At 70.9% G+C, this 23,483-nt stretch carries 24 protein-coding genes, 1 pseudogene and 1 riboswitch; of the genes and pseudogenes, 12 read left to right on the plus strand and 13 right to left on the minus strand.

Annotated elements, in window-relative coordinates; all coding sequences use genetic code 11:
* Positions 1 to 158 precede the first annotated feature (158 nt).
* Positions 159 to 542 (minus strand): hypothetical protein, encoded by a 384-nt coding sequence (locus AC6F7H_RS09125; RefSeq protein WP_500756417.1) that lies wholly within the window; start codon positions 540 to 542, stop codon positions 159 to 161.
* A gap of 189 nt (positions 543 to 731) precedes the next feature.
* Between AC6F7H_RS09125 and AC6F7H_RS09130 the strand changes: the two genes are divergently transcribed.
* A complete protein-coding gene (locus AC6F7H_RS09130) occupies positions 732 to 1,226 on the plus strand; it encodes a DUF1877 family protein (RefSeq protein ID WP_500756419.1) in 495 nt (164 codons plus the stop codon).
* Between the two features lie 91 nt (positions 1,227 to 1,317).
* Here the strand turns inward: AC6F7H_RS09130 and AC6F7H_RS09135 are convergent, their stop codons facing one another.
* The 3 genes from AC6F7H_RS09135 to AC6F7H_RS09145 all read right to left on the minus strand — a co-directional run bounded on the left by AC6F7H_RS09135 (position 1,318) and on the right by AC6F7H_RS09145 (position 4,223).
* On the minus strand, positions 1,318 to 1,878 hold the full coding sequence (locus tag AC6F7H_RS09135) for a hypothetical protein (protein ID WP_500756421.1): 561 nt from the start codon (positions 1,876 to 1,878) through the stop codon (positions 1,318 to 1,320).
* A gap of 108 nt (positions 1,879 to 1,986) precedes the next feature.
* Entirely contained in the window at positions 1,987 to 2,526 is a 540-nt protein-coding gene (locus tag AC6F7H_RS09140; RefSeq protein WP_500756422.1) for a hypothetical protein, read from the minus strand.
* A 116-nt stretch (positions 2,527 to 2,642) separates the two neighbouring features.
* Positions 2,643 to 4,223: a beta-N-acetylhexosaminidase gene (locus tag AC6F7H_RS09145; protein WP_500756424.1), complete on the minus strand. Its 1,581-nt coding sequence runs from the start codon at positions 4,221 to 4,223 to the stop codon at positions 2,643 to 2,645.
* A gap of 307 nt (positions 4,224 to 4,530) precedes the next feature.
* Here AC6F7H_RS09145 and AC6F7H_RS09150 point away from each other — a divergent pair, with 307 nt between their 5' ends.
* From AC6F7H_RS09150 to AC6F7H_RS09180, 7 genes and pseudogenes are all read left to right on the plus strand, one after another.
* Positions 4,531 to 5,103: a 2-oxo-4-hydroxy-4-carboxy-5-ureidoimidazoline decarboxylase gene (locus AC6F7H_RS09150; RefSeq protein ID WP_500756426.1), complete on the plus strand. Its 573-nt coding sequence runs from the start codon at positions 4,531 to 4,533 to the stop codon at positions 5,101 to 5,103.
* A 237-nt stretch (positions 5,104 to 5,340) separates the two neighbouring features.
* Positions 5,341 to 5,721 (plus strand): succinate dehydrogenase, cytochrome b556 subunit, encoded by a 381-nt coding sequence (gene sdhC, locus AC6F7H_RS09155; protein WP_109377789.1) that lies wholly within the window; start codon positions 5,341 to 5,343, stop codon positions 5,719 to 5,721.
* Between the two features lie 5 nt (positions 5,722 to 5,726).
* On the plus strand, positions 5,727 to 6,209 hold the full coding sequence (locus tag AC6F7H_RS09160) for a succinate dehydrogenase hydrophobic membrane anchor subunit (RefSeq protein WP_500756428.1): 483 nt from the start codon (positions 5,727 to 5,729) through the stop codon (positions 6,207 to 6,209).
* A 19-nt stretch (positions 6,210 to 6,228) separates the two neighbouring features.
* The gene (gene sdhA / locus AC6F7H_RS09165) at positions 6,229 to 7,983 is read left to right on the plus strand and encodes a succinate dehydrogenase flavoprotein subunit (protein ID WP_500756430.1); all 1,755 of its coding nucleotides are present in this window, start codon (positions 6,229 to 6,231) and stop codon (positions 7,981 to 7,983) included.
* Positions 7,983 to 8,762, plus strand: coding sequence for a succinate dehydrogenase iron-sulfur subunit (locus AC6F7H_RS09170; RefSeq protein WP_500756432.1), 780 nt, complete (start codon positions 7,983 to 7,985; stop codon positions 8,760 to 8,762). Before sdhA ends, AC6F7H_RS09170 begins: the two co-directional genes overlap by 1 nt.
* A gap of 155 nt (positions 8,763 to 8,917) precedes the next feature.
* Positions 8,918 to 9,529: pseudogene (locus AC6F7H_RS09175) on the plus strand (Uma2 family endonuclease).
* Between the two features lie 63 nt (positions 9,530 to 9,592).
* Positions 9,593 to 10,366 (plus strand): TetR/AcrR family transcriptional regulator, encoded by a 774-nt coding sequence (locus AC6F7H_RS09180; RefSeq protein ID WP_500756434.1) that lies wholly within the window; start codon positions 9,593 to 9,595, stop codon positions 10,364 to 10,366.
* A gap of 33 nt (positions 10,367 to 10,399) precedes the next feature.
* Here AC6F7H_RS09180 and AC6F7H_RS09185 read toward each other — a convergent pair whose 3' ends face one another.
* Complete coding sequence (locus tag AC6F7H_RS09185; RefSeq protein WP_500756435.1) at positions 10,400 to 11,719, minus strand: metallophosphoesterase; 1,320 nt, start codon at positions 11,717 to 11,719, stop codon at positions 10,400 to 10,402.
* 24 nt (positions 11,720 to 11,743) lie between these two features.
* Entirely contained in the window at positions 11,744 to 11,992 is a 249-nt protein-coding gene (locus tag AC6F7H_RS09190; protein ID WP_500756437.1) for an SCO4848 family membrane protein, read from the minus strand.
* A 172-nt stretch (positions 11,993 to 12,164) separates the two neighbouring features.
* On the opposite strand from AC6F7H_RS09190, the gene AC6F7H_RS09195 reads away from it, so the two are divergent.
* Positions 12,165 to 13,457, plus strand: a complete 1,293-nt coding sequence (locus AC6F7H_RS09195) for a D-alanyl-D-alanine carboxypeptidase family protein (RefSeq protein ID WP_500756438.1) — start codon at positions 12,165 to 12,167, stop codon at positions 13,455 to 13,457.
* Here the strand turns inward: AC6F7H_RS09195 and AC6F7H_RS09200 are convergent.
* The 3 genes from AC6F7H_RS09200 to trpS all read right to left on the minus strand — a co-directional run bounded on the left by AC6F7H_RS09200 (position 13,405) and on the right by trpS (position 16,136).
* A complete protein-coding gene (locus AC6F7H_RS09200; protein ID WP_500756440.1) occupies positions 13,405 to 14,316 on the minus strand; it encodes a YihY/virulence factor BrkB family protein in 912 nt (303 codons plus the stop codon). The genes AC6F7H_RS09195 and AC6F7H_RS09200 overlap by 53 nt on opposite strands.
* Positions 14,317 to 14,356: 40 nt before the next feature.
* The gene (locus tag AC6F7H_RS09205) at positions 14,357 to 14,935 is read right to left on the minus strand and encodes a 2'-5' RNA ligase family protein (RefSeq protein WP_500756441.1); all 579 of its coding nucleotides are present in this window, start codon (positions 14,933 to 14,935) and stop codon (positions 14,357 to 14,359) included.
* A 187-nt stretch (positions 14,936 to 15,122) separates the two neighbouring features.
* Positions 15,123 to 16,136, minus strand: coding sequence for a tryptophan--tRNA ligase (gene trpS / locus AC6F7H_RS09210; protein WP_500761726.1), 1,014 nt, complete (start codon positions 16,134 to 16,136; stop codon positions 15,123 to 15,125).
* Between the two features lie 124 nt (positions 16,137 to 16,260).
* On the opposite strand from trpS, the gene AC6F7H_RS09215 reads away from it, so the two are divergent.
* The 3 genes from AC6F7H_RS09215 to AC6F7H_RS09225 all read left to right on the plus strand — a co-directional run bounded on the left by AC6F7H_RS09215 (position 16,261) and on the right by AC6F7H_RS09225 (position 18,579).
* Positions 16,261 to 16,818 carry an RNA polymerase sigma factor gene (locus tag AC6F7H_RS09215; protein WP_109377775.1) on the plus strand — a complete coding sequence of 186 codons (558 nt, stop codon included), beginning with the start codon at positions 16,261 to 16,263 and terminating at the stop codon, positions 16,816 to 16,818.
* Positions 16,815 to 17,690 carry a hypothetical protein gene (locus tag AC6F7H_RS09220; RefSeq protein ID WP_500756443.1) on the plus strand — a complete coding sequence of 292 codons (876 nt, stop codon included), beginning with the start codon at positions 16,815 to 16,817 and terminating at the stop codon, positions 17,688 to 17,690. The genes AC6F7H_RS09215 and AC6F7H_RS09220 overlap by 4 nt, the downstream gene beginning before the upstream one ends.
* A gap of 133 nt (positions 17,691 to 17,823) precedes the next feature.
* The gene (locus AC6F7H_RS09225) at positions 17,824 to 18,579 is read left to right on the plus strand and encodes a hypothetical protein (protein WP_500756445.1); all 756 of its coding nucleotides are present in this window, start codon (positions 17,824 to 17,826) and stop codon (positions 18,577 to 18,579) included.
* A 63-nt stretch (positions 18,580 to 18,642) separates the two neighbouring features.
* On the opposite strand, the gene AC6F7H_RS09230 is transcribed toward AC6F7H_RS09225, so the two are convergent.
* The 4 genes from AC6F7H_RS09230 to AC6F7H_RS09245 all read right to left on the minus strand — a co-directional run bounded on the left by AC6F7H_RS09230 (position 18,643) and on the right by AC6F7H_RS09245 (position 23,483).
* A complete protein-coding gene (locus tag AC6F7H_RS09230; protein ID WP_500756446.1) occupies positions 18,643 to 20,091 on the minus strand; it encodes a glycine hydroxymethyltransferase in 1,449 nt (482 codons plus the stop codon).
* A gap of 31 nt (positions 20,092 to 20,122) precedes the next feature.
* Positions 20,123 to 20,228, minus strand: a riboswitch (ZMP/ZTP riboswitch).
* Positions 20,229 to 20,649: 421 nt separating this feature from the next.
* The gene (locus tag AC6F7H_RS09235; RefSeq protein WP_500756448.1) at positions 20,650 to 21,873 is read right to left on the minus strand and encodes a glutathionylspermidine synthase family protein; all 1,224 of its coding nucleotides are present in this window, start codon (positions 21,871 to 21,873) and stop codon (positions 20,650 to 20,652) included.
* A gap of 35 nt (positions 21,874 to 21,908) precedes the next feature.
* The gene (locus AC6F7H_RS09240; RefSeq protein WP_500756450.1) at positions 21,909 to 22,247 is read right to left on the minus strand and encodes a hypothetical protein; all 339 of its coding nucleotides are present in this window, start codon (positions 22,245 to 22,247) and stop codon (positions 21,909 to 21,911) included.
* A 279-nt stretch (positions 22,248 to 22,526) separates the two neighbouring features.
* A complete protein-coding gene (locus AC6F7H_RS09245) occupies positions 22,527 to 23,483 on the minus strand; it encodes an ABC transporter substrate-binding protein (protein WP_500756451.1) in 957 nt (318 codons plus the stop codon).

Raw genomic sequence — 23,483 nt, forward strand, 5'->3', positions numbered from 1 at the left:
CCACGAAAGTGTCACAGCTCGTCAACCGCCCCGTACGGCCCTCCAGTCGCGAGGGACCGAGGGCCCACGGACCGGCCCGGCGCCGTATCCGCACACCATGGCCGGGGTCCCGTGCGGGACGCGGAACCCCGGCCGTGGCGCGTGCGCGGCGCCGCGCGTCACGGCCGCGACGCGTCCCGGCACAGCAGGCGCAGTGATCCGTCACCCGTGTAGCAGCGGCGGGCCTCGTCCACGGGGTCCCAGAAGCGGCCGTCGGGGGTGCGGACCCAGTGGTCGCCGCCCGAGGCCCACCACTCTCCGCCGGTCTGACGCACGATCACCTCACCGGCATAGGCGCCGAATCCGCGCAGTACCGTCTCCACGGCGGCGTACGGGGCCGCCTCTTGGCGTATGTCCTCGATCGTGCGGTCGACGCTCCACAGACTGCGCGCCGAGTAGTCGAGTCGCAGCCGTGCCCCTTCACGCATCGCCGTCACGATGTCCGCCGCCCACCGCGCGGGCTTGGTCGCGGCCGAAGGCCTGGTCTCCTGCCGTGTCGTCACAGTCGTCGCAGTCGTCACACTCAGTAGAGCGCCCGGGCCGACGGATTCGTCACCGCGGTTCCGTCCCGTCCCGCGACCGGCGCAGAACCGCCCCGGGGCCGCCGCACCGCGCTCACAGAACGTGCTCGTTCGGGCGGGATCGTCGACACGGGGGTGACGGATCGGGGGTCTGCTGCGCTCCTGTCTTCGATGAGTACGTACTTCCACCTGCGCGCCGTACCGCCCCCGGCCCTGCGCAACAGCCCCGCCTGGCTGCTGCGGTTGTTCGAGGACGACTGGGAGGCCGTGCGCGAACGCATCGGCCGGCATCGCGAGGAGATCCTGGACAAGGGGTATCTCGACCAGGAGTTCCTCTACACCGGTGCGGCCCCGCGGCACACCCCGGACGGCCCGCCCGCCCACGTGGTCCTCGGCGGCCGTCCGGTCACCCCGCCCGGCCCGGACCGGCCGCCCTTCCTGCTGCTGACCTCGGCCCAGGCCGGCCGCGTCGCCGGCTTCCTGAAGACCGCCGACTTCGACATGCTGTGGCGACGGGCCCGTGACCGGATCCTTCCGCGCTACGGCGGCCCGGACGTGGAGCCGCAGGCGCGCGACGCCTTCGCGGCGGCCCACCGCGACCTGACCACGTTCTACACGCACACGGCACGGCAGCAGGAGGCCGTGGTGAAGTGGCTCCTGCCCTGACCCGGAACGACCGTCCCTGCCGGTCGTCGATGCCTGCCGGTCGTCGATGCCTGCCGGTCGTCGATGCCTGCCGGTCGCCGGTGCCCGGCGGTCAGCCGTCTCTGCGGCTCCGGCGGGACAGTGCGGCGACCAGTACGCGGCGGCCCTCCGTCGACACCTCGAGCGCGCGGCGCAGTCCGGCCGGGCCGTGGCCGGCCAGCACCTCCAGGACCGTGATCTGGCGGCGCAGCTCGGCGGCGACGAGCGGCGACATGCCCTCGGTACGGCCTTCGCGGGGTGCGTCGACCGTGTCCGTGGCGGCCTCGGCGGGATCGGCGCCGTCCAGGATCCGGTGGATCCGCAGCGCGGCGACGGAGCAGGCGTGGGCCCACTCCCGCAGTGCGGGGGCGGAGCGCCCGGCGGGGGCGGTGGCGAGCATCCGGTGCGCGAGCGCCACGGCGTCACCGTCGGCGGCCCCGTCGAGCTTGCCCCGCGTCTGCTCCAGCCGCTGCGTCCAGTCGTCGGCGGCGGCGTCCTCGGCGAGGCTCGCCCACAGGGGGCGCAGCGTCTCGTCGTCGCCGCCCAACAGCGGTACGCACCGATCCAAACAAGCCAACCCGCTCACGGCCAGCCCGCGCTCGTCCGCCTGCGCGATCAGTTCCACCAGACTCATCCACGTCTCCCTCAGCGGGTCTTCGCAGGCCCCTGACAAGGCCACTTTCACGGACCTCACGGGGCGGAGGCCGCATTTCCCCTTACTGCGTGCGACGGCCCGGGAGTGTCACAGAGGCACCACTCCGAGCCGGTCGAGTAAGCGGAAGAAGAGGTTTTCAGCCACGGTCCCGGGGCCGGGCTCGGCGGTCAGGACCTCAACCAGCGCCTCGGCGGACGCGGTGTGGCCGGCCTCGGCGGCCCATTCGACGGCACGGTCCGCGGCGTCCCGGGGCTCGAGGAAGTAGTCCTCCAGCGTGAGCCCCTCCCGCTCCACCCCGTCCTGCTCCCCGCCGCCCGTTCCCGCGCCGAGGTAGCCCGCCGTCGCGGCGCGTGCCAGGCAGGTCGTCCACGCGCCGCTCTCCGGCGCCGCCGCCTCCACCACCACGCAGGCGCTGTCCATCACGTAGCCGAACAGCGCGGGCGCGCCCGTCTGTCCGGCGAGGTCGTTCATGTTCCCGATGCCGCCGTCGCCGCTCGGGTACTCCCAGATCTGCCAGCCGCCCGGTGCCGACGTGCGCAGGGTCATGCCCCGGGCGCCGGCCAGCGCGTCCAGTTCGGCGAGCGGCCACTCCCCGCGGCCCACGACGAAATACCCCCAGTAGCCCATGTGCCGGTATTCCCCCCGTGTCGGTCTCGGCTCGACAGAAGACCACCACAGTCGCACGGGGGTTCGCAGGAATACGCCGCAATCCGTCCGTTCGTGACCTTGTCGCAACCGCCGGCTCAGTCCAGCTTGTCCGCCAGGGCCCGGAACTCCGCCCAGGACAGTTCCGGTTCACCGCCCGGGTGCCAGAGTTTCTGCACCGTCGCCCGCAGCGGCATCCGAATCCCGGCCGCGACCTGCTCCTGGGTCTGGGAGTTCGCCAGGTCGCACCAGACGGCGAAGGACCCGCCGAGGATCTGTCCGTCGTACTTGGCGGGCACCGCGGTGGTGCCGCGCAGCACCAGCGGCGTCCACTGCTCGTAGATCCGCTCGCCCGTCGGGTAGACGAAGGTCTGCGGCTCCCCGAGCACGTAGTAGAGGAACTCGTCGTTGTAGTTGATGACGTCGCGGCCCTCACTCAGGTACTCCGCCGGCTGGCGGGCCCCGATCTCCTTGCCGGTCCAGTAGGCGACCTGGATGTCCTTGGCGGCCCGCACCGAGCCGCCCTTGAAGAATCCGTCGTTCCAGGCGCGGGGCGTGCGGTCGTGGGCGCGGACGGTGTCGGCCCGGTCGTTGAGCCAGCCGGTGGCCAGGTCCGCGACGGTGGCGCCGGAGCCGTACTTCTCCCGCGCGGCGGCGGCCAGGTTCGGGAACGAGGCCTCCGGGTCGGAGACCACCAGCGCCTGGTACTCGTCGGCGCCGAGGTGCCACTGCCCGCCGGGGAAGAGCCCGGCGTACTCGTTCAGCAGGTCGTCGACGATCTCGGCGGACGCGCTCTTGGAGATGTCGATCGCGCCGCGCACCACGCCGCCGTTCACGTTGCGCAGCTGGAGGTCGGGGTGGGCGGCGATGACCGCGCCGAGGTGGCCGGGCGAGTCGATCTCGGGCACGACGGTGATGTGCCGGCTCGCCGCGAGGTCGACGATCCGCTTGACCTGCGCCTTGGTCAGGTGCTGGGCGGACACGATCTCCGGGTGCGAGTCGGACTCGATGCGGAAGCCCTGGTCGTCGGAGAAGTGCAGACCCAGCTCGTTGAACTTCAGGTCGCCGAGCTCGCGGACCCGGTCCTCGATCCAGTCGGCGGTGAAATGCTTGCGCGCGACGTCCAGCATCATCCCGCGCCGCTGCTTGGCGGGCTCGTCGCGCACGACGCCCTCGGGGGCGGTCTCGGCGCCGCGTATCTGCTGCTTGAGGGTGCGGGTGCCGTAGAAGACGCCCGCCTCGGCGGGAGCGCTGACGGTCACCCGGCCGCCCCGCACGGTCATGGTGTACGACTCGGGGTTCGCGCCCTTGTCCTTGTTCAGCACCAGACGCAGGTCCCCGGCGCGCTCGTCGTCCTTCTTCCCCGCGTACGTCAGGCCCAGCTCACCGGCTATGAGGCGGCCCTCGTCGGCCAGCGCCGGATCGCCGACGACCACCCGGTGACCACGCTCGGGACGCCAGCCGGGGCCGCGCTCGGCGCTGTGGTCGCGGACGGCGGGTATGGTCCGGGGCGCCTGGGACAGGGGGTAGGAGCGGGTGGGGCTCGGTTCCGGCGGCGAGCCCGCGGAGTCCTCGGACCGGGAGGCGGCGGAACCGGCGTCGTCCGAGGTCGCCCAGAGCCCGAGGCCCACCCCGGACGCAGCGACCACCGTGCCCGCGGCCAGGGACACGACCAGCATCCGCCGCTGCTTCTTCTTCCGAACCGCTGCCCGACGTGCCCGACGACTGCCCTGCCTGTGCTGACTCACACGGCCAACCTACGACTCGTACAGGTGAAGGGCCTCGACGGGCTGTTCCGAAACTCTCCCGTCCGGGTGAATTTCGGATATCGATCGGACACGTCATGGACTCACTCGATAACGTGACGACACAACTCTCGCACCATCCACTACCTGATCCCTCACCGCCTCGTCACCCCGCCACCTCGCCCACCGGCACGCCCACCCACCGACACACCCGTGACACCCCCGAGGACCCACGCTGCCTGTGCACCGTCTTCCGCATCGCCCCGGCCGTGTCGCCATACCCGGACAGTCGCGCGGCGCACCCACGCCCGACACGCCCGGCTCGACCGACACTCCCGGCGGCGCCCCGTCCCCGCTGGAGCGCTTCAACGCCGCGTCCGCCGAGGACGCCGAGCGCGCCCTCCTGGCCTGTCTGCACAGCCCCGGCTGGGCGGTGCGCGTCGCGACCCACCGCCCGTACCCGGACCTGGACTCCCTCCTGGCGGCAGCGGACGAGGCGGCCTACGACCTGCCCCGCGCGGAGCGCCTCGCGGCCCTGACCGCGGAGGCCCTCCCCGGCCTCCCGGAGGACGCGTACTCCGCCGCCCACACGGCGCTGGACGCCGCCAACGCGGCCTACGAGAGCCGGTTCGGGCACCCGTTCGTCATCTATGTCGACGACCTGAAACCGGACGAGGTCCTGGACCACGTACTCGAAGGCATCCGGTCACGATTGGCCAACGATCCGGAGGAGGAGCGTCTGGTCGCGGGGGAGGAACTCCGGCGCCTGGCACGGGGCCGCCTGACCGCCCTCCTCTCGGGCGGGGACCGCTGACAGGCCGCGGCAGCCGCCCCGCCGGCACCCTCCCCGGAACATCACCGGACATTCCGTCCCGGAAGCCGCCTCTCTAGCCCGTAAGCGTGCCAGTTCGATCACAGCGGCAGGGCCCCTGTCCGCCTCACGGCGACACGTGGCTACGATGCTGGGGGCCGGTGGACCGTACCCGGCCGGGCCCGACCGACACGGAGAAAGCCGGCGCGGCCCCGACCCCCGCTCCCGGAGGAAATTTCCGTGCCGGCTGGAACGCTGTACCGCGGCCGGGAAGGAATGTGGTCCTGGGTGGCTCACCGAGTCACCGGCGTCCTCATCTTCTTCTTCCTGTTCGTTCACGTGTTGGACACCGCCCTCGTGCGGGTGTCCCCGGAGGCCTACGACACCGTCGTGGCCACGTACAAGACGCCGATCGTCGCGCTGCTGGAGTACGGCCTCGTGGCCGCCATCCTCTTCCACGCGCTCAACGGCCTGCGTGTCATCGCCGTCGACTTCTGGATCCAGGGCGCCCGGTACCAGAAGCAGATGCTCTGGACCGTCGTCGCAGTGTGGGTCGTGCTGATGCTCGGGGCGATCTACCCCGTGCTCGGCCACGCCGCTCGTGAACTGTTCGGGAGCTGACGCCAATGTCCACGTCTGAATCCACCGCTTCGGGCATCGGCCCCGTCGAGGGCGCCTCGCTCTACTCGGTCGACAACCCGGCTCCCTTCATCGAGCCGCCCCGCGCGCGCACCAAGAAGACCCCGAAGAGCACCCGGGGCAACTTCGAGATGGCCGCCTGGCTGTTCATGCGCCTGTCCGGCGTCGTCCTGGTCGTCCTGGTCATCGGGCACCTGCTGATCCAGCTCGTCCTGGACGGCGGCGTCTCCAAGATCGGCTTCGCCTTCGTGGCGGGCCGCTGGGCCTCGCCGTTCTGGCAGGTCTGGGACCTGCTGATGCTGTGGCTCGCGATGCTGCACGGAGCGAACGGCCTGCGCACGGTCATCAACGACTACGCGGAACGCGCGAACACCCGGCTGTGGCTCAAGGGCCTGCTCTACACCGCCACGGTGTTCACCATCCTGCTGGGCACGCTGGTGATCTTCACCTTCGACCCGAACATCCGCTAGGCACGGGGTTGCGAGAAACATGAAGATCCACAAGTACGACACCGTCATCGTCGGCGCCGGCGGCGCGGGCATGCGCGCGGCCATCGAGTCGACCAAGCGCAGCCGCACCGCCGTCCTGACCAAGCTCTACCCCACCCGCTCCCACACGGGCGCCGCGCAGGGCGGCATGGCCGCCGCGCTGGCCAACGTGGAGGAGGACAACTGGGAGTGGCACACCTTCGACACGGTCAAGGGCGGTGACTACCTGGTCGACCAGGACGCCGCCGAGATCCTGGCGAAGGAGGCCATCGACTCCGTCCTCGACCTGGAGAAGATGGGCCTGCCGTTCAACCGCACCCCGGACGGCACCATCGACCAGCGCCGCTTCGGCGGCCACAGCCGCAACCACGGCGAGGCCCCGGTCCGCCGTTCCTGCTACGCGGCCGACCGCACCGGTCACATGATCCTCCAGACGCTGTACCAGAACTGCGTCAAGGAGGGCGTGGAGTTCTTCAACGAGTTCTACGTCCTGGACCAGCTGATCACCGAGGTCGACGGCGTCAAGAGGTCGGCCGGTGTGGTGGCGTACGAGCTGGCCACCGGCGAGATCCACGTCTTCCAGGCGAAGTCCGTGATCTACGCCTCCGGCGGCAACGGCAAGTTCTTCAGGGTGACGTCCAACGCGCACACCCTGACCGGTGACGGCCAGGCGGCCGTGTACCGGCGCGGGCTGCCGCTGGAGGACATGGAGTTCTTCCAGTTCCACCCGACCGGCATCTGGCGCATGGGCATCCTGCTGACGGAGGGCGCCCGCGGTGAGGGCGGCATCCTGCGCAACAAGGACGGCGAGCGCTTCATGGAGAAGTACGCGCCGGTCATGAAGGACCTCGCCTCCCGTGACGTCGTGTCCCGGTCCATCTACACGGAGATCCGCGAGGGCCGCGGCTGCGGTCCCGAGGGCGACCACGTCTACCTGGACCTGACCCACCTCCCGCCGGAGCAGCTGGACGCCAAGCTGCCCGACATCACGGAGTTCGCGCGCACCTACCTGGGCATCGAGCCGTACACGGACCCGATCCCGATCCAGCCGACCGCGCACTACGCCATGGGCGGCATCCCGACGAACGTCCAGGGCGAGGTCCTGGCGGACAACACCACCGTCGTGCCGGGCCTGTACGCGGCCGGCGAGGTCGCGTGCGTGTCGGTGCACGGCGCCAACCGCCTGGGCACCAACTCGCTGCTGGACATCAACGTGTTCGGCAAGCGGGCGGGCATCGCGGCGGCCGAGTACGCGCACACGACCGACTTCGTCGAGCTGCCGGAGAACCCGGAGTCGTTCGTCACCGAGCAGATCGAGCGGCTGCGGTCCTCCACCGGCACCGAGCGGGTGGCCGAGATCCGCCGCGAGCTGCAGGAGACCATGGACGCCAACGTCATGGTGTTCCGCACCGAGCAGACGATCAAGACGGCGGTCGAGAAGATCGGGGAGCTGCGCGAGCGCTACAAGAACGTCGCCATCCAGGACAAGGGCAAGCGGTTCAACACCGACCTGCTGGAGGCCATCGAGCTGGGCAACCTGCTCGAGCTGGCCGAGGTCATGGCCGTCTCCGCGCTGGCCCGCAAGGAGTCCCGCGGCGGTCACTACCGCGAGGACTACCCGAACCGCGACGACGTCAACTTCATGCGCCACACCATGGCGTACCGCGAGGTGGGCGACGACGGCACCGAGTCCATCCGTCTCGACTACAAGCCGGTCGTCCAGACCCGCTACCAGCCGATGGAGCGTAAGTACTGATGGCTACCCCTGTTCTGGACAAGGCGGACGCGGCCGGATCGCCCGAGCCCGGTTTCGCCGACTCCCCCTACATCACCGTCACCGTCCGGGTCCGCCGTTTCAACCCGGAGGTCTCCGACGAGGCGACCTGGGAAGACTTCCAGCTGGAGATCGACCCCAAGGAGCGTGTCCTCGACGCGCTGCACAAGATCAAGTGGGACCTGGACGGCACCCTGACCTTCCGCCGTTCCTGCGCCCACGGCATCTGCGGCTCCGACGCCATGCGGATCAACGGCACCAACCGCCTGGCGTGCAAGACGCTGATCAAGGACCTCAACCCCGAGAAGCCGATCACGGTCGAGCCCATCAAGGGCCTCACGGTCCTCAAGGACCTGGTCGTGGACATGGAGCCGTTCTTCCAGGCGTACCGGGACGTGATGCCCTTCCTGATCACGAAGGAGACCAACGAGCCGACGCGTGAGCGGCTGCAGTCCGCCGAGGACCGCGAGCGCTTCGACGACACGACGAAGTGCATCCTGTGCGCCGCCTGCACGTCCTCGTGCCCGGTCTTCTGGAACGACGGCCAGTACTTCGGTCCGGCCGCGATCGTCAACGCGCACCGTTTCATCTTCGACTCGCGTGACGAGGCCGGCGAGCAGCGCCTGGAGATCCTCAACGACCGTGACGGCGTCTGGCGCTGCCGGACGACCTTCAACTGCACGGACGCGTGCCCGCGCGGCATCGAGGTCACCAAGGCGATCGCGGAGGTGAAGCGGGCGCTCATCACGCGCCGCTTCTGACGGCCGTCCGCCCCGGTCACCGAGGGTCCCGTTCCCAGTGGGAACGGGACCCTCTGGCATATGCCACACCATCGGGTGAACGTGGCTGCAACGGACGTGAGGGCGTCGTCCGCCCTACGATGACGGTCTCGACACCAGCCCCTGGGAGGCACGTGATGTCCGCAGCATCCGTCGAGCGGCCCCACGACGAGCTTCGCTGATCGCGGAGGCGAACCGTCTCATGGACCGCAATCCGGGCTACCGCGTCGAGATCATCGGAGGCCGGCTCCTCGTGACCCCGCCACCGGACGGCCCCGCACGCCCGAGCCCTGACCAAACTCATGCGCCCGTTCATCGCGGCGGGCCTTGACGACGGCGAGACCGAAGTACTCCAGGGCATCGGCCTCTGGCTGCCCAACGACACCGAGGACTATTCCATCCCGGACCTGGCGGTGGTGGACGCCGACCTCGACGACCACCTCGTCGAGAACAACTCCTACGAACCAGTCTGCTTCCGCCTCGTCCTGGAGGTCACCTCCAGCAACTGGAAGAACGATCTGAAGACCGAGGTAGCCGCTTACGCCGAGGCCAAGGTTCCCGTGTACGTGGTCGTCGACCGCAAGCACCAACGCCTCCACGTCCTGACCGATCCGGTCGGGAACGAGTACGCCACCCACCGCTTCCACTCCCCCGGCCGGCAGGTCACCCTCCCCGACTCCATCGGCGCCAAGGTCACCCTGGACGTGACCGAGATCCTCCGGGCCGGGCAGCCCCAAACGGGCGACTGAGGAGCGCGGAACTCCTCCAGCCGGCTCAGGGTCACCGCCGGCGTCCGGTTAGGCTCTCCTCCCGTGCCCGCGAAGAACGACGGCCCCGGCGACGGCGCCGCACCCAGCAAGTCCGAGCAGACCCGCGCCCTGATCCTGGAGACGGCCATGCGGCTGTTCCAGGAGCGCGGGTACGACAGGACGACCATGCGGGCCATCGCCACGGAGGCCGGGGTCTCCGTCGGCAACGCGTACTACTACTTCGAGGGCAAGGAACACCTGATCCAGGGGTTCTACGACCGGATCGCCGCCGAGCACCGGCAGGTGGTGCGGGAGATCCTGGACCGGGAGACCGAGCTGGAGGCCCGGCTCGCGGGCGTGCTGAAGGCGTGGCTGGACATCGCCACGCCGTATCACGAGTTCGCGGTGCAGTTCTTCAAGAACGCCGCCGACCCGGACAGCCCGCTCAGCCCCTTCTCCCCCGAGTCGGAGCACGCGCGCGTGCTGGCGATCGGTGTCCACCAGGAGGTGCTGGCCGGGTCGGGGGCCAAGGTCGCACCGGAACTGCGGGAGGTGCTGCCCGAGTTGATGTGGCTGGCCCAGATGGGCCTCGTCCTGTACTGGGTCTTCGACCGCACCGAGGACCGCGAGCGCAGTCACCGCCTCGCCGAGCGCGGCGCCCGCATCACCGCGCGGGGTGTCGCCCTGGCCCGTTTCCGCGTGCTGCGCCCCCTGGTCCGCGAGGTCCACGAGCTGTTCACGGACTTCCTGCCGGGCCTGACCGGAGCCCTGCCCGACCCGGCGAAACCCCGCGGCACGGCATCCGCCGAGCACGGCCGCCCCGCACCGCTCGGCTGACCACGCCCCGCGCGCAGGCGCACGGGACCGCCGTCAGGTCTGCTTCGACGCCAGTTCGATCACCGTGATGTCCGACGGCGCGCCGATCCGGGTCGGCGGGCCCCAGGCACCGGCGCCGCGGCTGACGTACAGCTGGGTGTCGCCGTACCGGTCCAGGCCCGCGAGGGTCGGGTTGGCGGCGGCGGCGAGGTAGCCGGCGGGCCAGAGCTGGCCGCCGTGGGTGTGGCCGGAGAGCTGGAGGTCGACGCCGTGGTCGACGGCCTCGTGGACCATCACCGGCTGGTGGGCGAGGAGCACGCACGCGCGTGCCCGGTCCCGGTCGCCGAGCGCCCGCGCGTAGTCGGGGCCCTGGCCGTGGTTCTCACCGGCCAGGTCGTTCACCCCGGCGAGGTCGAAGTGCGGAAGTTCCGTGCGGGCGTTCTCCAGGGGACGCAGACCGAGCCGGCGCACCTCCTCGACCCACTCCTCGGCACCGGAGAAGTACTCGTGGTTCCCGGTGACGAAGAAGGAGCCGTGCCGCGCCGTCAGCTGCGCCAGGGGGGCCGCGGCCGGGCCGAGTTCCTTCACGTTGCCGTCCACCAGATCGCCGACGACGGCGATCAGGTCGGGCTGGGTCGAGTTGATCGTGTCGACGACCTTCTGCGCGAAGCCCCGGCCGAGAACGGGTCCCAGGTGGATGTCGCTGACCACCGCGATCCGGTAACCGTGCGCCGCGCGGGGCAGCTTGGCGAGCGGCACGGTGACCCGCTTCACCCGCGGTCCGCGCACCACGCCGTGCGTGCCGTACCCGACCGTCCCGACGGCCGCCGCGGCGGCGGCCCCGGCGACCACCCGGGAGACGAAGAGACGACGGGAGGGGCCGGCAGGGCCCGAAGAAGGAGAAGAAGGGGCGGGAGGGACGGAAGGGGCGGGGTCGGCGCCGGGAGCAGGGGTGTCCGGGCCCGCCGACTGCGCCGCTCCCGGTGCGGCGGCCGTCGCCCCCGCGGGTATCGGCGCCGGTTCCCCGTGCGCCGGTGGCGTCCGCCGCGCCGCCCGGCGCTCCAGGGCCAGGCGCAGTACCGGGCGTACGACCTCACCCGCGAGCACCCCCAGCAGCAGGTAGAGGCACAGGGCCAGCCAGAGGTAACCCGGCCAGGCCAGGACCTGCTTGAGCCAGAACGGGGCACCGCTGCGCGTGGCGAAGAAGGCCGCGAAGGTCAGCGCCCAGCCTCCGGCGAACACCAGGACGCCCCAGCGGCGCACGGCGCCCGGCCCCCGGGTCGTGTCGCGGAACAGACGGCGCCACATGTACCAGTTGCCCGTCACCAGAACGGCGAGGACCAGCAGTGCGACGAGCACGAAGACGATGGGCACGGTGCGGTGTTCCCCAGTTTTCCGTTACGACGCGCGTGACGTCCGGCTCAGTGCGCGCAGACCACGCAACCCGATGGCTCCGACGACCGTCCCCAATACGAAGGAGACGACGGCCAGCAGCAGATGGACCCAGAAGTACGCCGTCGGCTCGCCGTCGTCGAACGCGAGCCCGCTGCCGTCCTTGACCAGGTTCTTGACGAAAGTGATCCAGATGATCCAGCTCCACACCCCGAAGGCGAGCAGGAACCAGGAGACGGGGCGGCTGAGCTTCACCAGATCGAACCTTTCATCGCAACGCCGGGCACCCGGAGTCGGCCAGGGGGCCGGGGGTTTTCCCCCGGACGGGCACGGCATGGATCCAGTATCGCCGGACGGTGTCCGGTTCCGTTCGCGGGGTGGGGACGGGAAGGGGACTTCCATGGGCAGGGCATGTACGTTTCCGTCCGTGCTCGCACCCAAAAACTCCATCCGGCGATCGCTGCTGGTCACTTCCGCCATTCTGTTGTCCACCGCGCTGACCACTCCCGTCGCACTCGCGGCGCCGAGCCCTTCGAGCAGTCCTTCGGCCACTCCCCCGGCGACCATGTCGTCGGTGGGCGGCGCCCGGCTCGGGCAGCCGGGAACGCAGGTCAACCTCGCGAGCGGGGTACCGGTGCTGCCGAAGGAACTGTCGGCCCGTTCCTGGATCGTCGCCGACGCCGAGTCCGGCGAGGTGCTCGCCGCGCACAACGCGCACTGGCGGCTGGCCCCGGCGAGCACCCTGAAGATGCTGTTCGCCGACACGCTGCTGCCGAAGTGGCCCGGATCCGCCGAGCACAAGGTCGCCCCCTCCGACCTCGCCGGTATCGGTCCCGGCTCCAGCATGGTCGGGATCAAGGAGGAGGAGACCTACACCGTCCACGACCTGTGGCTCGGCGTCTTCCTTCGCTCCGGCAACGACGCCGTGCGGGTGCTGTCCGCCATGAACGGGGGCGTCGAGTCCACCGTCCAGGAGATGAACGAGCACGCCGAGGAGCTCCAGGCCCTCGACACGTACGCGGTGAGCCCGGACGGCTACGACGCCGAGGGCCAGGTGTCGTCCGCGTACGACCTGACGCTGATAGCCCGTTCCGGGCTGCAGAAGAAGGACTTCCGGGAGTACGCCTCGACGGTCCGCGCCGACTTCCCGGGCGAGACGAAGAAGAACAAGAAGGGCAAGGAGGTCCGCAAGTCCTTCGAGATCCAGAACACCAACCGGCTGCTGTCCGGCGACTCCGACGTGCCCGTCTACGAGGGCATCGCGGGAGTGAAGAACGGCAACACCACCAACGCGGGTGCGACCTTCACCGGGGTCGCCGAGCAGGACGGCACCGTGCTGCTCGTCACCGTGATGAACCCGCAGGAGGACGTGCGCAACGCGGTCTACAAGGAGACCGCGAAGCTCTTCGACTGGGGTTTCAAGGCGGCCGGCAAGGTCGATCCGGTGGGTGAGCTGGTGCCGCCGAAGAGCGCCGTGCGGGCGGGCGCCCAGGCGGATGCCTCCGCCTCCCCCGGCGAGGCGGGCGGCGCCGGTGACGCCACGCCCGGCGCCGCGGGCGCCGAGCCGGTGGCGAGCGCCCCGGCCGGGGGCGGCACCGACGGCATGGGAACCGCGCTCGCCGTCACGGGCGGGGCGCTGGTGCTGCTCGCGGGCGGGGTGTTCCTGGTCAACCGCCGTTGGCCACTGCCGGATCTGGTGCGCCGCCGCTCGCGTCCGTGAGCCCGGTCCCCTCGTTCTGCGTCGTCGCGGTCCAGGCGGCGCAGAACAGGACCAGTTTCGCGGTGAAGTTGATCCACAGCAGCAGGGCCACCGGGACGCCGAACGCGCCGTACATGCTCTTCGCGGCCACCCCCTGTATGTAGCCGCTGAGCAGCAGTTTCAGCAGTTCGAAACCGACCGCTCCGGTGAGCGCGGCCACCACCAGACGGCGGCGGGCGGGTTCGACGCCGGGCAGCAGGGTCAGGACGTACAGCAGGAGCAGGAAGTCGGCGCCCACGGCGACGGCGAAGGCCGCGACGTGCAGCACGATCCCGCCCCAGCCGCCCTCCTCCAGCCCGATGCCCCTGCTGATCCTGCCGACCATCGCGGAGGCGACGGCGGACGCGCCCAGGGTGATCAGGACCGCGCCGCCGAGCCCGATGAGGATGCCCGCGTCCTTGGCCTTGCGCAGGGCGGGGTTCTCCTCCTCGTCGGGCAGCTCCCACACCGCGCGCAGGCACTCGCGCATGGATCCGGCCCAGCTGATGCCGGTGAACAGCAGGACGGCACCGGCGATGAGGCCCACGGTGCCGGCGTTCTCCACCAGGCCCCCGAGGTCCAGCTGGTCGGAGATGCCGGGCACCTGCTGGGTGATCTTCTCCTGGAGGGTGTCCTGCTGCTCCTGGCCGAGCGTGGCGACGCCGATCGCGGCGGCGACCGTGAGCAGCGGGAACAGCGCGACGAAGCTGGTGAACGTCATCGCGGCGGCCAGCCGCGTCCAGTGCACGCGGTCCATCCGCTCGTACGACCGCCACGCGTGCGTGCGCATCAGCCGTACCGCCCACGGGCCGACGACCGGGATCTTCTTCAGCCAGTCCATGAACCGCCTCTGCCCCCGTCCCGCCGGGCCGGAACCCCTGTCAGCGCGCGGAGACGGAGCCGTGGTCCGCGCGCCCGGCCTGCGGCGGCACCACCAGCGAGCCGAACGGGAACTGCCGCAGCTTGCGCCACACCGCGTCGGCGCCCTGTTCGTAGAGCGCGAAGCCGGTGCAGGGCCAGTGCGCCTCGTAGTCGGCGAGTTCCTCGAAGGCGCGGTCCATCGCCGCCTCGTCGATCCCGTGCGCCACGGTGACGTGCGGGTGGTACGGGAACTGCAGCTCACGGGCGACGGGACCGGACGCGTCGCGGACCTGCCTCTGCAGCCAGGTGCAGGCCTCGGCGCCCTCCACGATCCGGACGAACACGACCGGCGACAGCGGCCGGAAGGTGCCGGTGCCCGACAGCCGCATGGGGAACGGCCGACCGGTCGCGGCGACCTCGCTCAGATGCGCCTCGACGGCCGTCAGGTCGCCCCCGTCGACCTCCGTCGGCGGCAGCAGGGTGACATGCGTGGGGATACCGTGAGCAGCGGCGTCGCCGAAGCCCGCGCGCAGCTGCTGAAGCCGGCTGCCGTGGGGCTCCGGGACCGCGATCGACACACCGATCGTTACGGTCCCCACGTCGTCTCCTTCGTTGTGATGGTGATTCCGCTGAGCACCTGGTGACCGCCGAAGCGGTCACCCTCTACCCGACTGTACGACCACGGCCCCGTCCCGGGCAGGCGCAGCCGACGTGATGTACGGCGCTCGCCCGGTGGTACGGATCGGTGCCCGGGTCGCGTTCAGCACGGCCGGCGACCCGGTCCGTTCAGTGCTTGACGCTCAGGAAGCCCACCCGGTCGTAGGCCCGGGCGAGGGTCTCCGCGGCGACGGCACGCGCCTTCTCCGCGCCCTTGGCCAGGATCGAGTCGAGCGTCTCGGGGTCGTCCAGGTACTGCTGGGTGCGCTCCTTGAAGGGAGTCACGAACTCGACCATGATCTCCGCGAGGTCCGTCTTCAGCGCACCGTAGCCCTTGCCGGCGTACCGCTCCTCCAATTCGCCGATCCCCGCTCCGGTGAGGGTCGAGTAGATCGTCAGGAGGTTGCTGACACCGGGCTTGTGCTCGCGGTCGAAACGGATCACCGTGTCGGTGTCCGTGACCGCGCTCCTGACCTTCTTCGCGGTGGCCTTCGGCTCGTCGAGCAGGTTGATCAGACCCTTCTGGGTGGCCGCCGACTTGCTCATCTTGGCGGTCGGGTCCTGAAGGTCGTAGATCTTCGCCGTCTCCTTGAGGATGTACGCGCTCGGGACGGTGAAGGTGTCGCCGTAGGTCTGGTTGAAGCGGTCCGCGAGGTCGCGGGTCAGCTCCAGGTGCTGGCGCTGGTCCTCACCGACCGGGACCTGGTCGGCCTGGTAGAGCAGGATGTCGGCGACCATCAGCATCGGGTACGTGAACAGGCCGACGGTGGCACGGTCGCTGCCCTGCTTGGCGGACTTGTCCTTGAACTGGGTCATCCGGGAGGCCTCGCCGAAGCCGGTGATGCAGTTCATCAGCCAGCCGAGCTGCGCGTGCTCGGGGACGTGGCTCTGGACGAACAACGTGCAGCGCTCCGGATCGAGGCCGGCCGCGAGGAGCTGGGCGGCGGCGACACGGGTGTTCTCCCGCAGTTGCCTCGGGTCCTGCGGGACCGTGATCGCGTGCAGGTCGACGACCATGTAGAACGCGTCGTGGGTGTTCTGCATGTCGACCCACTGGCGGACGGCACCGAGGTAGTTGCCGAGGTGGAACGAGCCGGAGGTCGGCTGGATACCGGAGAGCACGCGCGGAGAAGCCATGCTCACCATTCTCTCAGGCCGCGGGGGGCGGTCGGAACCGACCGGAAACAGGTGGGAACCGATCCGCGTCCGGGGGTGTAACAAGAGTGTGAGGACGCGGGAGGGGGGCCGCATCGTCGATGAGGCTGCGGTGATCGCACGCGTACGCGCCGGGGAGCCGGAGGCGTACGCGGAGCTGGTGCGGGCCCATACGGGCATCGCGCTCAGGGCGGCCGCCGCGCTCGGGGCGGGGGCGGACGCGGAGGACGTGGTGCAGCAGGCCTTTGTGAAGGCGTACTGCGCGCTGGGCCGGTTCCGGGACGGCATGGCGTTCCGGCCGTGGCTGCTGTCGATCGTGGCCAATGAGACGAGGAACACAGTACGTGCGGCGGTGCGCCGGAACACCCTCGCCGACCGTGAGGCGGCGTTCGCGGAAGCACGACCGGTGATACCGGAGTCGGCCGATCCGGCGGTGGCGACGCTGGAGACGGAGCGCCGCGGGGCGCTGGCGGCCGCCCTGGAGAAGCTGAGCGAGGAGCACCGACTGGTCGTCACCTACCGCTATCTGCTGGAGATGGACGAGCGGGAGACCGCACAGGCCCTGGGCTGGCCCCGGGGCACGGTGAAGTCCCGCCTGAACCGCGCCCTGCGCAAGCTGGAGCGCCTGCTGCCCGACTTCCGGCCCCGGGAAGGGGGTGAGACGGCGTGAGTGAGCGGTACGACGGTGAGGCCGAGCGCCTGCGGGAGGAGTTGCGGGCCTTCGGCCGGTCCTTGGACGGGCCGGGTGGGGCTGCGGAGTCCGAGTCGATGGTCGAGCGGGTGCTGGGGCAGATACTCGCCGAGCAGGTGCCGGTTCCGGCGGCCGAGCCGACGGGTGCCGGGGAGCGGCTGCGGGCGGCGCGGCGCTGGACGCGGGCGCGATGGCGGTCGTTGGTCGCGGCGGTGTGCGGGCTGCTGACGGTGCTGGCGCTGACGTCTCCGGTGCGGGCGGCGATGACCGACTGGTTCGGCTTCGGCGGGGTCGAGGTGCGGTACGACCCGTCGGCGGTTCCCTCACCGGGTGCGGAGGTGCGGGGCTGCGGGCGCTCGATGTCGCTCGGTGAGGCGGAGCGGCGGGCGGGGTTCACGCCGCTGGTGCCCAAGACGCTGGGCGTCCCGGACGCGGTGACGGTGAGCGGGCTGCCGCGGGGGCGGTTCCTGGTGAGCCTGTGCTGGCGGGAGGAGGGGCGGACGATCCGGCTGGACGAGTTCCCGGCCCGCCTGGACATCACCTTCACCAAGACCGTGCGCGAGCAGCCGGAGTGGCTGCCGCTGGGCGGGGAGGACGATGAGGATGGGGTCCCGGGGTCGGCCTATTGGCTCCCGCGGGCTCATCTGCTGAGCTTCTGGATGGTGGACACGGACGGTCACCGGTTCACCCGGGCGGAGCGCACGGCGGGGCCGACCCTGTTGTGGGCCCACGGGGGTGGGGTGGACGGTGAGGGGGCGGCCGGAGACAGTGTGACGCTGCGGCTGGAAGGGGTGGGGTCGAAGGCGCGGGCGCTGGAGATCGCGGAGGCGGTCGAGGAGGCGGGCCGGTAGCCGGGCCGCCTCCCGAAGTCGCGGAATGCGCGGGGGCCGGCTGGGAACCCCGGCGGCTCGGGCGGTGTACCAGAAGTGACAGGCGGCCCGTGGGCGGGCCGCACGGGGATCGACCGGCCGAGTGGGGGTCCGGATGCGCGGATGGAAGGGCAGTATTCGACAACTGACGGCGGGCGTGGGCGCGTTGGCGGCAGCACTGGCCCTGATGCTGTGGGGAGCGTCGCCCGCCTCCGCCGGGGGGCCGACGAGCGTGCTGGTGGTCTCTCCGGGGAGCGGGGAAACGGCATCGCTGTACAACTCCGACAAGGCGTACGGCATGCTGGAGCGACTGCTCGGCCCCGTCGGCAGGGGCACCCGTGAAATGCCGCCGGAGGCGGCCTCGGCCTCGGCCCGGCTGATCAATGTGACGTGGATGGTGCACGACGTGACGCCGTGGCGCGTGGACCGGGTCTTCCTGGCGGACATGGGCCAAGACGTGTGGATACACACGGCGGGGGACCTCGCGGAATCGCCGAACGGCCTCTGGCACCGCGCCGAGCACCCGTCGGATGTGCACAAGTTCCTGTTCGACCTGGGCGTGATGGGCAAGACGACAGGCACGGGATCGGCCCCCGACAACTACCCGGCACCGTGGCAGACGGAGCAGGCCGGGGCGGGGACGGAGCAGGCCGGCCCCGGGGCGGACCAGGATGCGACTGCGCCAGCCTCCGAAACCCGCGCCGCACCGGCGACGGACGACGGCACCGATTGGTGGTGGGCGATACCGGGCCTGGCGGCCGGAGCGGCGCTGGCCCTGGTGCTGCGCCCGTACGTGACGCGGTTGCCGCTGATCCGCCGGCGGGAGGACCGGGAGGATCCGGGACCGAGGCAGGAACTGCTGGACGCCTGACGACGGCGCACGGCGGCCCGACACATGGCCGGACCGCCGTGGGACACCTCGAGAAGGAACTCCTCAGCCGAGGTCGATCTCCGGGTACAGCGGGAAGCCGGCCACCAGGTCGGTGGCGCGGCGGGAGATCTCGTCGGCGGTCTTCGCGTCGAGGACGTGGGCGGCCTTGGACGGGGCGCCGGACTTGGTGGTGCCGGGCTCCGCGGTGGTCAGCACGCGGTCGATGAGGGCGGCGACCTCGTCCATCTCGGGGGTGCCCAGACCGCGCGTGGTCAGTGCGGGGGTGCCGATGCGGATGCCGGAGGTGTACCAGGCGCCGTTGGGGTCGGCCGGGATGCTGTTGCGGTTGGTGACGATGCCCGACTCGAGCAGGGCGGCCTCGGCCTGGCGGCCGGTGAGGCCGTAGGAGGTGGCGACGTCGATCAGGTTGAGGTGGTTGTCGCTGCCGCCGGTGACCAGGGTGGCGCCGCGGCGCATCAGGCCGTCGGCGAGGGCGCGGGAGTTGTCCACGACGCGCTGGGCGTAGTCCTGGAAGGAGGGCTGCCGTGCCTCCGCCAGGGCGACCGCCTTGGCGGCCATGACGTGCGGGAGCGGACCGCCCAGGACCATCGGGCAGCCGCGGTCGACCTGGTCCTTGAGCGAGTCGTCGCACAGGACCATGCCGCCGCGCGGGCCGCGCAGCGACTTGTGGGTGGTGGTGGTGACGATCTGGGCGTGCGGGACCGGGTCGAAGTCGCCGGTGAGGACCTTGCCGGCGACGAGACCGGCGAAGTGGGCCATGTCGACCATGAGCGTGGCGCCGACCTCGTCGGCGATCTCGCGCATGATCCGGAAGTTCACCAGACGGGGGTAGGCGGAGTAGCCGGCGACGATGATCAGCGGCTTGAACTCGCGGGCGGAGGCGCGCAGCGCCTCGTAGTCGAGGAGGCCGGTGGCCGGGTCGGTTCCGTAGGAACGCTGGTCGAACATCTTTCCCGAGATGTTCGGGCGGAAGCCATGGGTGAGGTGGCCGCCGGCGTCCAGGGACATGCCGAGCATGCGCTGGTTGCCGAAGGCGCGGCGCAGTTCGGCCCAGTCGGCCTCGGAGAGGTCGTTGACCTGGCGGACGCCGGCCTTCTCCAGGGCGGGCACCTCGACACGCTGGGCGAGCACGGCCCAGAAGGCGACCAGGTTGGCGTCGATGCCCGAGTGCGGCTGGACGTAGGCGTGGCGGGCGCCGAACAGTTCCCTGGCGTGCTCGGCGGCCAGCGACTCGACGGTGTCGACGTTGCGGCAGCCGGCGTAGAAGCGGCGGCCGACGGTGCCCTCGGCGTACTTGTCGCTGAACCAGTTGCCCATCGCCAGGAGGGTGGCCGGGGAGGCGTAGTTCTCGGAGGCGATCAGCTTGAGCATCTCGCGCTGGTCGGCGATCTCCTGGCCGATGGCGTCGGCGACGCGCGGCTCGACGGCGCGGATCACGTCGAGGGCGGAGCGGAAGGCGGTGGAAGCGGTGGAGAGGGGCTCGGCGGACATGAGGACCTCCGGACGTGGCGTTCGGCGTTCACGGCATGGCCCAGGCGCACGGCACTCGTACCGGGCACCCAGGGGTGATCCGGGGGCCGCTCCCCGATGGTCGGTCCCATCCCAGCACGCCAGTCACGGCCCTCGGTCAGCCTACCGGGCGGCACGAAGTGCCGTGGCGAGGCGTCCGCCATGCGAGCGGGAGCGTCCGCCCGGCGGCTGCCGGTTGCCGTTCGCGGGTTCGCCGTGGCCGACCGCGCTCGCGCGACGGAGTCGCGTATCGGCACCTTCCCGCGTCCCTTCGGTGCGCCAGTGCCTCGGCAGGCGGCGTTTGCCCGTCAAGGAGCGGCGCCATGGGGGTCCCCCTGCTCATGGGGGTCCCCCTGCTCATGGGGGTCCCCCTGCTCATGGGGGTCCCCCTGCTCATGGGGGTCCCCCCTGCTCATGGGGGTCCCCCCTGTTCATGGGGGTCCCCCCTGTTCGAGCGGAGCCGAGAACTCGGGGGAGGAGCCGAGAACTCGGGGGAGCGTGCCGGGGGTCGCGACGGGGCGAACGTCGCCTGCCGAGGCGCTAGAGGATCACGTGGGGCAGAAAGCGGGCGTACTCGTCGGTGATGAGGCCCGAGGACTCGCGGATGCCGAGGCCGGCGGACTCGTCCCCGACGGTCCAGGCGCCGAGGACGACGTGGTTGCCGTCGAAGTCCGGCAGCGGGGCGAGTTGCTGGTAGCAGCAGGGCTCGTCGCGGACGACGGGGGCGCTGCCCGGCTGGTGGATCGTCACACCGGCGCCCTCGCGGCCGAGCAGCGGCTTGGCCACGTAGCCGGGGCCCGACGCCAGGTCGCGCGGGCCGTCGAGGTGGGCCGGAAGGAGGTTGGGGTGGTCCGGGTAGAGCTCCCAGAGGATCGCCAGCAGGGCCTTGTTGCTCAGCAGCATCTTCCAGGCCGGCTCGATCCACAGGGTGCTGCCGGTGCCACCGCCGTTGTCGAGGGTGTCGAGGACGTGGTCGGCGAAGCGGTCGGTGGTGAGCCACTCCCAGGGGTACAGCTTGAAGATGCTGCGGATGAACCGGAGGCTCTTGTCCACGAAGCGGCCGGAGAGCCGGTCCCAGCCGATCTCCTCCATGGAGAGCCACTCGGTGTCGAGACCCGCCTGTTCGGCGGTCTCCTTGAGGTAGGCGACGGTCATGAGGTCCTCACCGATCTCGTCGGCCGAGGAGTGGGCGAAGTGCAGGGGGCTGCCCGGCGGGAGGAGGGCGGCCTGTTTCCTCCAGGCCTCGACGAGACGTTCGTGCAGCGAGTTCCACTGGTCGGCGCCGGGGAAGCGCTCCTCCATCCAGAACCACTGCGGCGAGGCCGCCTCCACGAGGGAGGTGGGGGTGTCGGCGTTGTACTCCAGGAGCTTCGCGGGTCCGGTTCCGTCGTAGCGGAGATCGAAGCGGCCGTAGACGGAGGGGAGTTCGGCGCGCCGGTGCCAGGCCTCGGTGACCGCTTCGACGACCCGCGGGTCGGTGATGCCGAGGTCGGCGAAGCGGCCGGCGGTGACGATGTGTTCGGCGGCCGCGAGGCACATGCGGTGCAGTTCCTCGACGACCTCCTCCAGCGCCTCGACCTCGTCCAGGCCGAAGACGTAGTAGGCGCTCTCGTCCCAGTAGGGCACCCAGGCGTCGTCGGGGACGGGCATCCCCGCCGCCCGGGCGGACTCGAGGGCCTGGGGAAGGGTGAGGGGGTAGATGAGCCCTTGTTCCTCGACGGTCTGCTGCCAGCCGGGGCGGGGCTCGATGGTGCGGCGTTCCACGGGCGGGTCCTTCGTTCCTTCGTTCGCCGGGGTGTTCAGCCGCCGCCGCTGCCGGAGGAGCCGAAGCCGCCCCGCTCGACGGCCCCGCTCCGGCTGAAGGTGCCGTCGTGGGCCCGGCCGCTGCTGACGTCCGCGTCGTAGTACCAGTCGGCGTCGACCCGCTTCGACCCGGTGGACGTGCCCTTGCCCACGGAACCGGAGGTCGTGCAGTTCTTGTCGGCGACGATCTTGTAGCCGTCGGGGTAGTCGTAGCTGTTCCGGTCCACGCAGCGGCGGTCCGGATCCGAACTGCACGCGGACAGGGCTGCCGCGAGGAGGCTCACGCCGCCGAGCATCACCGTGCCGGACCGCAGCCGTCGCCTTGTCTCCGCCATGTCTCCGACTCCCCCTTGTACCGCGTGCACCAGCCGCCGGGCCCCTGCTCCCCGGCTCGCGGCGGACAGCCTAGGCGCCGCCCGCCCGACGTGTCCGCGAGACCCCCGATGCCGGCCTCGCTCCCCCCTTGTTTCACGGCTTTTGATCCCCTGTGCGCGCTTGGTGCGCCACCGAGAGCCTCACGAAAAGGCTCTGCACAAGGCGTCCAGGGCGTGGCCCCGAGCCCACCGTGCCCGGTGGGCTCGGGGCCACGCGTCGTGCCCGGACCGGACAGGCCGTCAGGACATCCACTTCTTCCAGGTGGACTCGTGGCCGTCCACCCACTTCTCCGCCGCCTCCTGAGGTGTCAGCTTCTGGTCGGCGATCATCAGGGCGACCTCGTTCTGGTCCTCCGTCGACCATTCGAACTTCTTCAGGAAGTCCGCCGCCTCGCCGCCGTCCCCCGCGAAGTCCGCGTTGAGGTACTTCTGCAGCGGGGCGGTCGGGTAGGCGCAGGCGACCTTCGCCGGGTCGGCGTCGCAGCCCTCCTCGTACGGGGGCAGCATCACCTCGGTCATCGGCACCTTCTCGAACAGCCAGTGGGGGGTGTTCCAGTAGGTGAGGAAGGGCTTCTTCTCCTTGGCGAACTGCTTGATCTGGGTGAGCAGCGCGGCCTCGGAGCCGGCGAACACCACCTTGAAGTCCAGCTCCAGGTTCTTCACCAGCGCCTTGTCGTGGGTGAGGTAGGCCGGTGAGCCGTCCATCAGCTGGCCCTTGCCGCCGCTCTCCGCGGTGCGGAACCGGTCGGCGTACTTGTTGAGGTCCTTCCAGCTCTTCAGGTCGGGATGCTGCTCGGCGAAGTACGTCGGGATGAACCAGCCGATGTGCCCGGTGACCCCGAGGTCGCCACCGCGCGCGATCGTCTTCTTGTCCTCGACGTACAGCTGTTCCTGCTCGGGGTGGCCCCAGTCCTCCAGGATCGCGTCGACCCGGCCCTGGCTGAGCGCGTCCCAGGCGGGCACCTCGTCGACCTGGACGATGTCGACGCGGTAGCCGAGCTCGTTCTCCAGCAGGTGCTGGGCGACGGCCACGTTGGCCAGGGAACCCACCCAGGACTGCACCGCCAGGTTCACCGTCCGGGCCCCCTTGGCGTTGGCGTACGGCGAGGCCTGCTTGGTCATGTCCGCGGCACCGCAGCCGGTGAGCAGCGCGAGCGCGAAGACTCCGGCCACCGCGGAGGTCGTACGGCGTCGCAT

The organism is Streptomyces sp. MMS24-W38 (assembly GCF_059889265.1).